15 protein-coding genes are annotated in these 14,455 nt (G+C 43.0%); 14 read left to right on the top strand and 1 reads right to left on the bottom strand.

The window, feature by feature from the left end:
• Positions 1 to 80 precede the first annotated feature (80 nt).
• From AB4Z50_RS11640 to AB4Z50_RS11620, 5 genes are read left to right on the top strand one after another with little or no spacing between them, the layout of a single operon-like run.
• On the top strand, positions 81 to 653 hold the full coding sequence (locus AB4Z50_RS11640; protein ID WP_441878997.1) for a cob(I)yrinic acid a,c-diamide adenosyltransferase: 573 nt from the start codon (positions 81 to 83) through the stop codon (positions 651 to 653).
• Positions 650 to 1,609, top strand: coding sequence for an RluA family pseudouridine synthase (locus AB4Z50_RS11635; RefSeq protein ID WP_441878995.1), 960 nt, complete (start codon positions 650 to 652; stop codon positions 1,607 to 1,609). Before AB4Z50_RS11640 ends, AB4Z50_RS11635 begins: the two co-directional genes overlap by 4 nt.
• Before the next feature lie 38 nt (positions 1,610 to 1,647).
• Positions 1,648 to 2,028, top strand: a complete 381-nt coding sequence (locus AB4Z50_RS11630) for an arsenate reductase family protein (RefSeq protein WP_076267876.1) — start codon at positions 1,648 to 1,650, stop codon at positions 2,026 to 2,028.
• 8 nt (positions 2,029 to 2,036) lie between these two features.
• Positions 2,037 to 3,242 (top strand): aminotransferase class I/II-fold pyridoxal phosphate-dependent enzyme, encoded by a 1,206-nt coding sequence (locus tag AB4Z50_RS11625; protein ID WP_441878992.1) that lies wholly within the window; start codon positions 2,037 to 2,039, stop codon positions 3,240 to 3,242.
• A 43-nt stretch (positions 3,243 to 3,285) separates the two neighbouring features.
• Positions 3,286 to 4,152: a 5'-3' exonuclease gene (locus AB4Z50_RS11620; protein ID WP_430057621.1), complete on the top strand. Its 867-nt coding sequence runs from the start codon at positions 3,286 to 3,288 to the stop codon at positions 4,150 to 4,152.
• Positions 4,153 to 4,395: 243 nt separating this feature from the next.
• On the opposite strand, the gene AB4Z50_RS11615 is transcribed toward AB4Z50_RS11620, so the two are convergent.
• On the bottom strand, positions 4,396 to 5,217 hold the full coding sequence (locus tag AB4Z50_RS11615) for a phosphotransferase enzyme family protein (protein WP_441878990.1): 822 nt from the start codon (positions 5,215 to 5,217) through the stop codon (positions 4,396 to 4,398).
• Between the two features lie 270 nt (positions 5,218 to 5,487).
• Between AB4Z50_RS11615 and AB4Z50_RS11610 the strand changes: the two genes are divergently transcribed.
• From AB4Z50_RS11610 to AB4Z50_RS11570, 9 genes are all read left to right on the top strand, one after another.
• Positions 5,488 to 5,898 (top strand): helix-turn-helix domain-containing protein, encoded by a 411-nt coding sequence (locus tag AB4Z50_RS11610; protein ID WP_076267870.1) that lies wholly within the window; start codon positions 5,488 to 5,490, stop codon positions 5,896 to 5,898.
• 100 nt (positions 5,899 to 5,998) lie between these two features.
• The gene (locus AB4Z50_RS11605; protein ID WP_339207718.1) at positions 5,999 to 6,751 is read left to right on the top strand and encodes a YveK family protein; all 753 of its coding nucleotides are present in this window, start codon (positions 5,999 to 6,001) and stop codon (positions 6,749 to 6,751) included.
• Positions 6,741 to 7,397, top strand: coding sequence for a CpsD/CapB family tyrosine-protein kinase (locus AB4Z50_RS11600; protein ID WP_441878987.1), 657 nt, complete (start codon positions 6,741 to 6,743; stop codon positions 7,395 to 7,397). The genes AB4Z50_RS11605 and AB4Z50_RS11600 overlap by 11 nt, the downstream gene beginning before the upstream one ends.
• 354 nt (positions 7,398 to 7,751) lie before the next feature.
• Positions 7,752 to 9,578, top strand: a complete 1,827-nt coding sequence (locus AB4Z50_RS11595; protein WP_441878985.1) for a polysaccharide biosynthesis protein — start codon at positions 7,752 to 7,754, stop codon at positions 9,576 to 9,578.
• A gap of 25 nt (positions 9,579 to 9,603) precedes the next feature.
• Positions 9,604 to 10,485 (top strand): UTP--glucose-1-phosphate uridylyltransferase GalU, encoded by an 882-nt coding sequence (gene galU, locus AB4Z50_RS11590; protein WP_076267867.1) that lies wholly within the window; start codon positions 9,604 to 9,606, stop codon positions 10,483 to 10,485.
• A 23-nt stretch (positions 10,486 to 10,508) separates the two neighbouring features.
• Entirely contained in the window at positions 10,509 to 11,672 is a 1,164-nt protein-coding gene (locus tag AB4Z50_RS11585; protein ID WP_441878982.1) for a glycosyltransferase family 4 protein, read from the top strand.
• Between the two features lie 29 nt (positions 11,673 to 11,701).
• Positions 11,702 to 12,625 carry a glycosyltransferase family 2 protein gene (locus tag AB4Z50_RS11580; RefSeq protein ID WP_441878980.1) on the top strand — a complete coding sequence of 308 codons (924 nt, stop codon included), beginning with the start codon at positions 11,702 to 11,704 and terminating at the stop codon, positions 12,623 to 12,625.
• Complete coding sequence (locus AB4Z50_RS11575; protein ID WP_441878978.1) at positions 12,606 to 13,679, top strand: EpsG family protein; 1,074 nt, start codon at positions 12,606 to 12,608, stop codon at positions 13,677 to 13,679. The genes AB4Z50_RS11580 and AB4Z50_RS11575 overlap by 20 nt, the downstream gene beginning before the upstream one ends.
• A 13-nt stretch (positions 13,680 to 13,692) precedes the next feature.
• Positions 13,693 to 14,433 carry a glycosyltransferase family 32 protein gene (locus tag AB4Z50_RS11570; RefSeq protein ID WP_441878976.1) on the top strand — a complete coding sequence of 247 codons (741 nt, stop codon included), beginning with the start codon at positions 13,693 to 13,695 and terminating at the stop codon, positions 14,431 to 14,433.
• Positions 14,434 to 14,455: the final 22 nt, after the last annotated feature.

Raw genomic sequence — 14,455 nt, 5'->3', positions numbered from 1 at the left:
ATAAACAGCAGGTCAGGAGCTTATCCGACCTGCTGTTTGCATGAATAGAGAGTAATGGATGAAAAAAGGAGGCAAGGCCGATGAAACTATACACAAGAACGGGCGATAGCGGTCAGACATCTTTAATTGGCGGCCGCGTGCGCAAGGATGATGTTCGTGTTGAGGCATATGGTACCATAGACGAATTGAATTGTTTTGTAGGGCAGGCAGCAGCGGAAGCTGCCAAACATGAAGATCTGGCAGAAATGGCAGCTTGGCTCGTTGATATTCAGCAGGAGTTGTTTGACTGCGGCTCAGATCTTGCTTACGCCGTTGAAGGCGCGCCTCTAAAAATATCAGCAGAGCCGTCTAAACGTCTGGAAGAATGGATTGACCAATATACGGCAGAGGCACCGGAAATCACGAGGTTTATTTTGCCGGGAGGAAGCTCTGTTTCTGCTGTTTTGCATGTATGCCGAACGGTATGCCGCCGGGCAGAGCGCCGCGTTGTAACGCTTGCAGCGGAGCATCCGATTAATGCCGATGTACAAACGTATTTGAATCGATTGTCCGATTTTTTCTTCGCCGCTGCTAGAGTTGCAAATGCGAAGCTTGGCGTATCAGATACGGAATATGTACGCAGCGCAGAAGTGTTTCGGAAGCCGAAAAAATGATGGATAGACTAGAATTATTATATTATCGCCCGCTAGTGGCTGCGGTTAGCGAGGCAGAGCATGGAATGACCGTCCGGCGGGTGCTGGAGCGTCAACTGGGCGTATCACGCAAGCTGCTCTCGCAAGTAAAGCAAACGGAGCATGGACTGACTGTAAACGAGATTCGTGCCTATACGACAGCTCCTGTTGCAGCGGGCGATATCATTCGCGTACGCATGGAGCGGGAAATTTCTGAAGATATTTTGCCGCAGCCTATTCCGGTACAGATCGTATTCGAGGATGAGGATCTGCTAATCGTAAATAAACCAGCTGGGATGATCGTCCATCCGACCCATGGACATTACACGGGGACGCTTGCTAATGGTATCGTCTACCATTGGCAAGAGGCGAGAGAGAAGGTGCGTTTCCGTCCTGTCCACCGCCTTGATGAAGAAACATCCGGACTTGTCGCGATTGCAAAAACCTCCTATGTACATCAACAGCTTTCGGAGCAAATGCAGGCAAACGGTATTTTAAAGCTGTACCGCGCATATGTTTATGGCTGCCCTGAGCCAGCTGTTGGAACGGTGGATGCGCCGATTGACCGTGACCCAGACCAGCCGCATGTTCGCATCGTCACGCCGGAGGGTTATCCGTCTATTACGCATTATGAGACGATTGCACATTATGACTCTACATCGGACAAGCCTGCCGCAGCGGCTGTGCGCTTAAAGCTCGAAACGGGACGGACGCATCAAATTCGCGTTCATATGAAGCATATCGGCTGCCCGCTTATCGGAGATAAAATGTACGGTACTCAGCAAGGTGTGGAGGAAGAGTGGGAGGATGCAGTCGGTCGTCAAGCACTCCATGCCGAGATACTGGGCTTTACCCATCCAATTACAAAAAAATGGATGGAATGGCGTGCGGATTTGCCGCCTGAGCTTGAACGATTAGAACGGAGTCTATCAAAATAAATGGGACTAGTCAGCCCAATGCTGGAGGAAACAAGAGGATGACGAAACAAAAGGAACTAACTATCATTCAATATCCAAAATGCGGTACATGCCGCTCAGCGCTTAAATCGCTGCAAAATAAGGGCAACGATGTCGTATCCAGAAATATTGTTGAGCAAACACCTACAGCTGCGGAGCTAAAGGAGATTGTCAAAAACAGCGGTCTGGAGCTGAAAAAGTTTTTTAACACATCTGGAGATGTGTACAGGGAGCTTGGTTTGAAGGACAAGCTGGCTGACATGTCTGAAGATGAGAAATATGACTTGCTTGCTTCGAACGGCATGCTGATTAAACGGCCTATCGTGACGGATGGCAAGACGGTTACTGTTGGATATAAGGAAGAACAATACGAACAAGTTTGGAACAATGGAAAAGGGTGAATGGACGTATGTCACAAACCAAATGGCGTTCCAAGAGGCTGTCGCAGCTAGGATCATCCATATTTGCAGAAGTTGCAGCGTGGAAGCGGTCAGCTGTGGAAAGCGGTCTTGATATTATTGATCTTGGCATCGGAAATCCGGATCAGCCGCCTTCGCCCGCCGTTAGACAGGCGCTTAGTGAAGCGGCATTGCGCAGTGATATGTACTCGTATCCAGCAATTAAAAGCGGCTTGCCATTTCGAGAGCATGCAGCGAAATGGATGCAGCATCGATTTAACGTGGAGCTGGATGCTGGAGACGAGATCGTAACACTGCTTGGCTCACAAGACGGTCTTGCCCATCTTGCCATGGCGCTTTGTGATCCTGGCGATATCGTTTTGCTGCCTAATCCGGGGTATCCGATCTATGCTGCATCATTAGCGCTCGCGGGAGTGGAGTCTGTATTGATGCCGCTGCGCGAGGAGAATGGCTTTATGCCCGATCTGGAGGCAATACCGGATTCGGAGTGGGACCAGGCAACGTTTATTTTGCTCAATTACCCGAACAACCCGATTTCTGCAATAGCGGACATCTCCTTTTTTGAGCGATTGATTGATAAAGCAAAGCGTCATAACGTATTGGTCGTTCATGATCTTGCATACTCCGAGATGGGATTTGAAGGCTGTGAGCCGCCAAGCATTCTTGAGGTACCGGGTGCAATCGATCATGCGGTTGAATTCCATTCTTTGTCCAAAAGCTTCAACATGGCTGGCTGCAGAATTGGTTTTTTGGCTGGAAATAGAGCAGCAGTCGCCGCTCTCCGCGAGCTGAAAGCGAATATTGACTACGGCGTGTTTGATCCTATTCAAGAGGCAGGAATTGTTGCACTTCAGGAAGCGATAGCAAATGTAGAGAAGCCAAAGGCAGGAAAGCTTTATGAGCAGCGGCGCAATACATTCCTTGAAGCGCTTCGTGCAGAAGGATGGGATGTTGCTGCACCTCGGGCAACAATGTTCGTTTGGGCGCAGCTTCCTCCTATGCAGTGGTCGCTTAGCGAGTCGTGGACGTCCAGGCGAATTTCCCAGGAAATGCTTCGTCAAACGGGTGTCGTCGTTGTGCCTGGGGAAGCTTTTGGCTCCGAGGGTGAAGGTTATGTAAGAATAGCGCTGGTTGAAAGCGAAGAACGGTTGAAGGAAGCTGCGGGGCGGATTGGAAAATTTATTCGTGGGCAATAAATATAAATAATAGTTTTATATGTTTGAGAGGGGTTTTATAACGATGAGTGAACAACGTTTACTTTTGGTTGATGGGATGGCAATCTTATTTCGGGCTTATTTCGCTACTTCATTCGGAGGAAGCGTTCGTAAAACAAGTGCAGGCGTACCTGTTAATGCAGTACATGGTTTTGTTCGGTATTTCATGGATGCAATCAATACGTTTAATCCTACCCATGTCGTATGCTGCTGGGATATGGGAAGCACGACATTTCGTACGGAGCAGTATGATGGTTACAAATCCAATCGTCCGTCTGCGCCAGAGGATCTAATTCCTCAGTTTGATCTTGTGAAAGAAGTTGTTGCCAGCTTCGGTGTACCGAATATTGGGATCGCAGGATATGAGGCGGATGACTGCATTGGAACACTTGCTGCTGCACTTAAGGATCAAGCGCAAATTTTTGTTGTGACGGGTGACCATGATATGCTTCAGCTGGTGGACGACCGGGTATCGGTTGCGATCATGAAGAAGGGCATCGGGAACTACATGGTGTATACGCCGGAAACGCTAATGGAAGAACGCCAACTTACGCCTATTCAAATTATCGACATCAAAGGGTTAATGGGAGATACAGCGGACAATTATCCAGGCGTGAAAGGTATCGGAGAAAAAACAGCACATAAGCTTATTCAAGAGCATGGTTCAATCGAGGGCTTGCTTGCTAATTTGGAGGCGGTATCCAAAACTATCCGAGTGAAAATTGAAGCGGATCTTGATATGCTGCATCTATCCCGTGATTTAGCGACAATTCGCTGTGATGTGCCAGTATCCGCAGAGCTTGATGGCTGCTGCTGGGCGTATGAACGCGAAACCGTATTGCTCAAATTTGAAGAGCTGGAATTTAAAAGCTTGATTTCGCTTATTGGATAAATGAAAAGGATCTCCTCTTACGGTTATATACCGTAGTGAGGAGATCTTTTTTTATTGACGTTCATAAAAATGGGTAATTATAGTTGGATGAACGAGAAAGGAATAAATAGTACATGAAATAAAAAAGTTTGTGCATGGACAGTAGGAAGTGCGAGTCAAGAAGGGCAGCAAAAAAGGTTGAACATGGCTTCGTCTTGTTCAGCCTTGTTTTGCGTGTTTTGTGAAGGGTTGTGCAACTAAATTTTATATCTTTTTTGAAAAATCGTATAAATCTAGCTCTTTCAAGTAAGGGTTGTTAGTGATTAAGCTCATTATTGTATCAAGGGTATTTGTCCCCTTTGGCACTTTTTCATGCCTACTGTACAATATCCATCTGAGGCATGCGATCGCTTCAAAAAGCTGAACGTCATTTTGTGAAATTGGATTTGTTTTTAGATAAGCAGTACGAAATGCAGAAGCATTCTGTTCAGACACATAAATGCTCTTTAAAACGAACGACCATGCAAAATCATACCTTATGTCGCCTAACTGCCCATTGGTCCAATCAATGACGGTATACTTTCCATTATTTTCGAGTATATTTGCTAAATGAAAATCACCGTGTATCAATTGTTCTTGATTCATCTCTGTCATACTCAAAAAATGTGTTAATGCGAGCAATAAATCGGGATGTTCTTTTATGGCAGAATAAAAGTAGTCGATGAAGTCATACTTTGGAAGCTGTACATGTAAGAGCTCTTCCACTGGAGTTTGATGGATACTTGCTAGTAGGAGCGCAAGATCGGACATTTTCTTTTTATTTACTTTCTTAACGGCTGCTCCGTCAAACGATGTGAACAATACCTTTTCGCCATTAGCGTTCATCCCCCAGCCAATAGGCTTCGACACGGATAATCCACGGTCAAAGAGTGCATTCAATAAATGAAACTGGAAACTAACATCAGGTCTGGAGTCCTTGTTCCATATTTTTAATACATAGCTTGTTTGCTCCAAAGTGATCTTTACCACCTCAGCTTCAAAACCTTGATCCATTGTAGAAATGGCTAAGTTATCTTCTTGTTGCAATAGATGATCGATAAGGTCATTTTTCGCTATCCACTCTATCGATTTAAGCGAATATATCATAAATAATCTCCCTTTCAATAAATATTTACAGCTTCTGCTTTTGCAAAAATTGTACATCTTTGCTGCTTCTTTGCATATAAAAAAATGGAATGCTATTGACCTGTTCTCATTAAAGAACTAAAATATACATATTGTCTGTTATAAAGTGTTAGTTTGTGTTGTTTTTGTTCAGCTTTACGTTTAGATCTAAACTGGCCGAAGGAGAATATTATGATAGGGGAACGGATTAAAAGTCTACGGGAAAAAAAGGGCTACTCGATCACGAAGCTTGCTGACCTAGCGGGCGTATCCAAGTCCTACTTGAGCTACATTGAACGCAATATGCAGAATAACCCATCTCTTCAGGTAATGGCAAAAATAGCAGCTCCACTAGACTCAAACATTGAATATTTACTCGGAGAAGAGCATTTACCAAAGATTCATATGGATGAAACGTTGGATGAGGAATGGCGAGTCATTATTAAAAATGCGGTTGATGAAGGTATGAGCAAGGGTGATTTCCAAGCACTAAAAGACTTGATCCGTTCAAATATGTGGAAGGAAAGCAGAACGGAGACGAATGTCTACTCTGCTGACAAAAAGAAATCATCAAATATTATTATTCTTCATATCGATAACTGACATGGAATAAAAAGTCGGGAAAGTGTATTGACATGTTCTATATAAAGAACTAATATTGTATTATTGTTCTTTATAACAAACATAGTAAGCAGGTGTGCAAATGGAAGGTAAACGGCTGGAGGATTCACAAGCATCGCATCATGATCAAGACAGAGTGAAGATTAAAGAAATAAATCTCAAAGCATTATTTCTCACGGTAAAAAAACGTCTGTGGATAGTCATGGTCATTACTATTCTCTTTACAGTCGCTGCAGGCTTCTTTAATTCAAAGCCTGAAACGCCAATGTATGTATCAAACACGCGGATGATCGTGGCTGCTTCCTCGGATATGATGGGCACAGTGAGGGTATTGTTCAGAGAGCCAATCGTTTTGGATCAGGTAATTGAAAAGCTCGGTCTTAATCTTTCGGCAGCAGCATTACGAAGCCAAATTAGAGTAGACAGTGTAGATGCCTCGCTTGTTACCGTAGTTTCTGTTATGGATACCGATCCAAGGCTTGCAGCTGAGATCGCGAATACAGCAGTGGAAACCTACAGGCAAGTAGCATCGGAAGTGCTTGGAATTACGAGCATCAGATTGTTGACGAAGGCAGAAGAAAATCCTTTCCCGATTAATGAAAAAAGCAATCGTATCGTGTACATTGCCTTCTTGCTTGGCATGATTTTGAGCGTAGGGTTAGTATTCCTGCTAGATTCACTCGATGATTCTATCAAATCAGAACGAGAAGTGGAAGAGCTGCTCGGCCTAACGATGCTTGGTCAAGTTAATAAAATTAAACGAAAAGATTATGCTAGCAGTCGTTTGAAAAAACAAAAAAGCATTTCTGTAAGAGGTGAGACGATTGGTTCGTGAGCGGCAAAAGGTATCAAAGTCTTATGTAAACAAAAGCTTACTCGCTTATATTAATCCGCATGGCATCGTTTCGGAGCAATATCGAACCATTCGCAACAATATTCATTATGCAGCGAGCGGCAGCAAGGTGCGTTCTTTACTGGTCACTTCGCCCTCAGAGGGTGAAGGGAAATCGACAGCGGCAGTCAACTTAGCAGTCTGTATGGCACAACGTGGCGATAGAGTGCTGATCATCGACGCAAATTTTCGCAATCCAATCATAAACAAAATCTTTAATGTACAAACCTCGCCAGGCTTGTCGAATGTTTTAGGGCAGCAGCTCGAAATTCGTGAAGCGATTTATAATACGGAGGTCGAAGGACTAGATATTTTGCCAAGCGGGCAGCGTCTCTATAATTCGACAGAACTGCTCGATTCACAGCTTATGGTAGATGTAATGGCATTTGCAGATGAGCATTATGACATGGTCCTGCTGGATTGCCCGCCGGTTCTTGGCGTTCCGGATACGAATGCGCTGGTAAGCAAATGTGACGGCGTACTCTTGCTTTTAAAACATGGGAAAACACAGCAGGAGCATGCTCTGGAAGCGAAACGTGCATTGTTGTTTGCAAAAGCTAATATATTGGGTGTCATACTAAATAAGTAGAGCGTTTGATGATATCAATCGGATAGCGCTTTTTTTACGGACTATTGTTCTTTATAAAGCACATTAAGTGTTTGTAAAGGCAATTTCATTCGGTAATGTCTCCTCACCGTTATCAATGGAGGCACTCGGCCATACTGTGGGTTGCAAAAAAACCTTAGACGCGAGTCGTCAAGAGTGTGGTGTGAGGCGGGGTTCGATGCCCCTGGACTCGATTTTAGAGTCTTTAACTAAATGGTTTTGGATAAAGCCTTTTAGTTAAACACTCTAAGAGTGTAGCAGAGATATTAAGCTTGATTCTCTTAAGCCAATAATTTCGTTTGTTTTTTCTATATCTGAAGAAAGGGTGAATGTTCTTTGACGTATCGACAAAGATTGTCTTTATTGATTTTAATCGACTCCATTATCGTTTTTACCGCCATTTTTTTTAGCAGGTTGTTGCTAAGTGCTTCACTTGATGTGGTGACTGCGCCCATTGTAATCAGTTCAATTACTTTGCTGTTAAGCCATCATTTCTTTTCCTTCTACTACAATTTGTATAAGAAGGCATGGGAATATGCGAGTGTAGGGGAGCTATTGATTATAACAAAGGCCGTATCCTTCTCGATCTTTGCAGCAGCGATTATTCAGCAAATTGTGATGCAGGATGTGTTTTTCAGGCTGCTGGCCGTGACGTGGATGATTCATATGCTGTTAATCGGAGGATCGAGGTTATGCTGGAGAATTTTCCGTGGCAGCTACCAGAAAACTGCTGGATTGCGCAAAAGCACGTTAATTGTTGGTGCTGGCTCTGCGGGTACGATGCTTGCCCGTCAGCTCCTTAGCAACAATGATATGGAGCTATTGCCAACTGCGTTCATAGATGACGATGTAAACAAACACAATCTAGATATTATGGGCATTCCGGTGTTGGGCGGGGTTGAAAGCATTGTGAAGGTAGCGCTTGATTATGAGATTAACAATATCGTTATTGCGATACCCTCACTGAGCAAAAAACAGCTCAACACGATTTTTAGCGAATGCGCTAAAACAAGAGCAAAAACACAAATCATTCCTATGCTTGAGGATTTGGCTACGGGCAGAGTGTCGGTTAGTCAATTTCGTGATGTTCAGGTTGAGGATTTATTGGGGCGTGAGCCTGTAGAGCTCGATATTGAGAGTATTTCAGGTTACGTCACTCAGAAGGTCGTTATGGTAACAGGCGCTGGGGGCTCGATTGGATCAGAGGTGTGCAGGCAGGTTTCGAGGTTTTTACCGGAGAAGCTTATTTTGCTTGGACATGGAGAGAACAGCATCTATTCCATTGAGATGGAGCTGAAAGAGCTTTACGGACATACAAAAATAGAATTTGTGACAGAAATCGCCGATATGCAAGACGCAAATAAAATGCTGGCCGTTATGCAAGCTCATCGTCCGCAGGTCGTTTATCATGCAGCAGCACATAAGCATGTTCCACTGATGGAGAGAAATCCAGAGGAAGCGTTCAAAAATAACGTAATGGGAACCTTGAATGCGGCAAGAGCAGCCAGCCAAGCTCGCGTGGATACGTTTGTCATGGTATCGACCGATAAGGCGGTTAATCCAACCAGCGTTATGGGTGCGACAAAAAGGATTGCAGAGATGGTCATTCAGCATATGGACCGGTTCAGCAATACCAAATTTGTAGCGGTAAGATTCGGCAATGTTTTGGGCAGCCGCGGCAGCGTTATTCCGCTGTTCAAGAAGCAAATAGAGAAGGGAGGACCCGTAACGGTTACACATCCGGACATGGTTCGCTATTTTATGACCATTCCTGAAGCTTCAAGGTTAGTCATTCAAGCTGGTGCACTTGCCAGAGGCGGTGAAATCTTTGTCCTCGATATGGGTGATCCGGTTAACATTACCGATCTTGCACAAAATGTCATTCGGATGTCGGGCTACTCGGTCGAGGAAATCGGCATTGAGTACACAGGAATTCGCCCAGGCGAGAAGCTATTCGAAGAAATGCTTAAGGATGATGAAATCAATGAAAAGCAGGTTTATCCAAAAATCTACATAGGCAAATCATCCGAGATTTATTTTGAACATATTGAAGAAATTATTGCCCTGCACGGGGGAATGAGCAAAGCAGAATTGCGTACAAGGCTGCTGGATCTAGCGAATAATGTCGTAGAGCTTCCTGGATTTGCATCAGTAACAGGTTAAAAAAAGAAGGAGTTGCATAAAAGTTATGAAGGTTAGAAAAGCGATAATACCAGCTGCTGGTCTGGGTACAAGGTTTCTCCCAGCAACAAAAGCGATGCCAAAAGAAATGCTGCCAATCGTCGATAAGCCAACTATTCAATATATTGTGGAAGAAGCGATTGAATCAGGCATCGAGGACATTATTATTGTAACGGGTAAAGGAAAACGGGCAATCGAGGATCATTTTGATAACTCACTTGAGCTGGAGCAAATTTTGACTGCCAAACATAAATACGATTTATTAAGTGAAGTGCGCAAATCAGCGGATATGGTGGACATTCATTATATTCGCCAAAAGGAGCCGAAGGGGCTTGGGCATGCCATATGGTGCGCCCGCAAATTTATTGGCGATGAGCCGTTTGCCGTACTGCTTGGGGATGATATTATCTCAGCGGAGAAGCCTTGTATAAAGCAGATGATCGAAAAATATGATGAGTATCATACTTCGATTATCGGCGTGCAGCGTGTGGCGGATGAAGCCGTATCGCGCTACGGAATTGTAGATGGCACTCTTATGGAAGAATCCTTCCACCGGGTTAGACATTTGGTCGAGAAGCCATCCAAGGAGCTGGCGCCATCGAATATGGCGATTATGGGCAGGTATATTTTGAACCCGGCGATCTTCGACATTCTCGGCAATCAATCGCCTGGAGCGGGCGGAGAAATACAACTGACCGATGCGATCGCTGCTTTAAACTTAATGGAAGCCGTATACGCTTATGAATTCGAAGGCAAGCGTCATGATGTGGGTGAGAAAATGGGCTTTATCCAGACGACGATTGAATTTGCTCTTCAGCGTGAGGATTTGCGTTATGAGCTATTAAACTATTTATCGCAAATGGTTGAAAGAGAATCTGCTAGAAAATAATTCTAGTATAGGATGGTAGAAGCATGCCAAATAAAATTTTATTTTGCGCAACGGTTGATTATCATTTCAAGGCATTTCATATGCCTGTTCTCGAATGGTTTAAGCAGCAAGGGTGGGAGGTCCATATCGCCGCAAAGGGCGAGCTGGAGCTCCCTTTTGTTGACCGGAAGTTTAATATTTCCATTGAGCGTTCACCGTTCCATTCCAACAATGTCAAAGCATACCGAGAGCTGAAGGCAATTATTCAGCAGCAGGATTATAATATCATTCATTGCCATACGCCAATGGGCGGCGTGCTTGCAAGACTCGCGGCACAGCCGGCGAGAAAACAAGGAACAAAAGTTATTTATACCGCACATGGTTTTCATTTCTGCAAAGGTGGCTCGCTCCTGAACTGGATGCTTTATTATCCAATTGAGAAGAGGCTATCCAGCATGACGGACTGCTTAATTACAATCAATACAGAGGATTATCAGCTCGCTGTCACCAAAAAATTTAAAGCAAAGCGGATCGCTCATGTTCATGGTGTTGGCGTAAATACAACACATTTTAAGCCTTTGCAAAAGCTTGATAAATGGCGATTGCGTCAGGAGCTCGATTATCGCACGGACGACTTCCTTATGTTTTATGCTGCTGAATTTAACCGAAACAAAAACCATCAACTGCTCATTCACGCGTTGGCCGCTATTAAAGAGGCGGTACCGCATGGACGGCTGCTGCTGGCAGGTAAAGGGCCTTTGCTTGAGGAAAGTCAGGCTCTGGCAGAGCGATTAGGAGTTGGATCGATGGTCCATTTTCTTGGCTATCGGACAGATATCGACCGGCTGCTGCCCATGTGCGACGTCGCAGTAGCATCCAGTCTGCGTGAGGGATTGCCCGTCAATTTAATGGAGGCCATGGCCTGCGGGCTGCCCATTGTTGCCACGCGGAATAGAGGGCATTCAGAGCTCGTTATAGATGGCGAGAATGGATTCGTGCTGGAGCCAACCGATATGGAATTATTTGCTGACCGGTTAAGGAAGCTGAGTGAATCGCTGGAGCTGAGGCAGCGGATGGGGGCTACCAGCGCAGATATTGTAAAAAAATACTCATTACCGCAAGTAGCGCATGAACTAAGTGAAATATATAAGCCATGGATGGAACAGCCAAAAGATAACTTAGGGGTATTACAATTAGCAGTTCAATAACGTAATCCTTAGTGTAAAAGAGGTGCCAAATGAAATTATTAACTGTATTTACGCCATCATATAATCGAGCCTATTGTTTACATCAATTGTATGAAAGCATGCAGCGTCAAACATCGAAAAATTTCGAATGGCTTATCATTGATGATGGTTCAACAGATAATACTGAGGTACTCGTCAATGATTGGATTAATGAAGATTTAGTGCCAATTCGATATTTTAAACAGCAGAATCAAGGTATGCATGGAGCCCATAATACAGCATATGAGCATATGGAAACGGAGCTTAATGTTTGTATCGATTCGGATGATTACTTAACTGATAATGCAGTAGAACTCATCGAATCATTTTGGGAGGAACACCGAAATGATAAATACTGTGGATTTATTGCCCTTGATTGTTATAAAAACGGGCAGATTATAGGGACGGAGTTACCTAAGCATTTGAAGAGTTCTACTTTATACGATTTATATTATAAGCATGGGGTAGCCGGTGATAAAAAGCTAGTATATCGTACATCGCTAATGAGAGAAAATCCATATCCGCTCTTCGAGGGTGAGAAGTATGTAGGATTAAACTGGAAATATCTTCTTTTGGATAAAAGTAATGAGCTGCTTATTCTCCACGAGATTTTGTGCGTCGTTGAATACATGCCTGATGGTTCAACAAGAAATATGCTGACTCAGTACCGTAAAAATCCTAAGGGATTTGCTTTCTATCGTGTGGAACTAATGAAGTTGCCATTTAGCAGTTTAGCGTTTCGCTATCGTCAAGCTATTCATTATATTTCAAGCAGTTTAATTTCCAAAAATAAAAATTGGTTAAAAGAAGTTCCTAATAAAGGGCTTTCGATTTTGGCAATTCCACTGGGTCTGCTTCTTTACTTCTATATCTCATTTAAAACAAGAGGGATTATCTCTCAAAAAGGAAAAATAAATGAATATCCTATGGCTTAGCTTACTGGTCGTATTTCTTTGTGCTTTATTTGCACGTTATTTCGCTACTTCGACAAGTGTAGGATCGTCCATTATTCAGCCCAATAAGCTATTGGCAGCAGGTGCTGCATTAACACTCGCGATTGTAGCCGGTTTGAGAAACAACATCGGAGATACTTTTTTTTATATGCATGCTTATGAGGTTGAAGATTTCAGCTGGAATGCTATTGTTCAACGCAAGGATGTAGGATTCAATATTTTGCAAATGCTGCTGAAACAAATCTCAGATGATCCACAAATATTAATATTTGTAACAGCGTTTTTTACAAACGTATTAATTGTTATCGTTCTCTACAAGTATTCTAGATTATTGGATCTTAGTTTATACATCTATATTACTTCTGGAGCCTTTATCGTTTCTATGAATGGCGTCAGACAATTTCTAGCTGCTGCAATCATATTTGCAGCTACTAAATCTCTTTTAGATGGCAAATGGAAAACATTTATGCTGGTTGTTCTCTTCGCATCCTTTTTACATCAAAGTGCTTTAGTTATGATCCCGTTATACTTTATCGTTCGACGTAAGGCTTGGACTGGAATGACTTTTTTTTTATTGTTGTTAGCTGTCTTGGTCGTCATAGGCTTTCAACAGTTTTCTGAGCTTTTATTTGCAACTATTAAGAACACGCAATATGGAAAATATGAGAGCTTTAATCAAGGCGGAGCTAACTATCTTCGAGTTATTGTACTTGCAGTGCCACTCTTAATCGCTTTCTTTGGCAGAGAGAAACTTAGACAGCTTTTTCCGAAGAGCGACGTCATCGTTAATCTTACGATGGTTGGTTTTGTGCTTATGATTATTTCTACGCAAAATTGGATTTTCGCGAGAATGAGCCTCTATTTTTGTTTATATCAAATTATTCTTTTAGGCTGGCTAGTTAAATTATTTCGTCCTAAAGACCAGAAGTTTATGTATATAACTATCCTTGTTTTATATTTCATATACTTCTATTTCGAGAACGTTCTTATATTGGATATTCGTTATACAAGTAAATATTTAATATGGCCATTTTAAGGGAGGTTCAGTAGTGGGAGACATCGAAAAAATCCCTCGTATACTGCATTACTGTTGGTTTGGGCGTGGAGAGAAATCAAAAAAAATTCAAAAATGCATGGATAGTTGGCAAAAGCATCTTAGCGATTACACCATAATAGAGTGGAATGAGGATAATTTTGATCTCAACTCAAACCGTTATGTGAAAGAGGCTTATGTAGCTGGGAAATATGCATTTGTAAGTGATTATGTGCGACTACATGCTTTATTTCATCTCGGAGGAATTTATGTGGATACGGATGTTGAGGTACTCAAGCCACTTGATTCTTTTCTTCAACATGAGGCCTTTTCCGGGTTTGAAGATGAAACTTATCTTCAGTCAGCCACGATGGGGGCGGTCAAAGGGCATCCATGGATAAAGGAGCTGCTCATAGATTATGCCAGAAGAAGTTTTTTACTGCCTGGTGGCAATTTTGATATGACAACTAATACGTCTGTCATTACGGAACTCAGTAAAAAAGATGGATTGATTTTGAACGGAGAATTTCAAGTGTTACCAAATGGTGTGACCTTTTATCCAAGAACCTTTTTCAGTCCTTATGACTACATTAATGGAGGAAACTACATAACAGGAAATAGTTTTACGATTCACCATTTTGCAAAATCGTGGCTGCCCATTCATGTTCGTATGAACAGCAAACTGAAAAGAGTAGCAAGCCGAATTGTCGGTCCAAGCGTTATTTCAAAAATGCGAAAGCTGCTATCTTCAAACTAAGAGCAGTTAAACGAGCTACGGG

The organism is Paenibacillus sp. 2TAB26 (genome assembly GCF_052115145.1).
Classification (GTDB): domain Bacteria; phylum Bacillota; class Bacilli; order Paenibacillales; family Paenibacillaceae; genus Pristimantibacillus.
The sequence above is the reverse complement of the archived record's forward strand: the minus strand, read 5'-3'. Positions and strand labels throughout refer to the sequence as shown.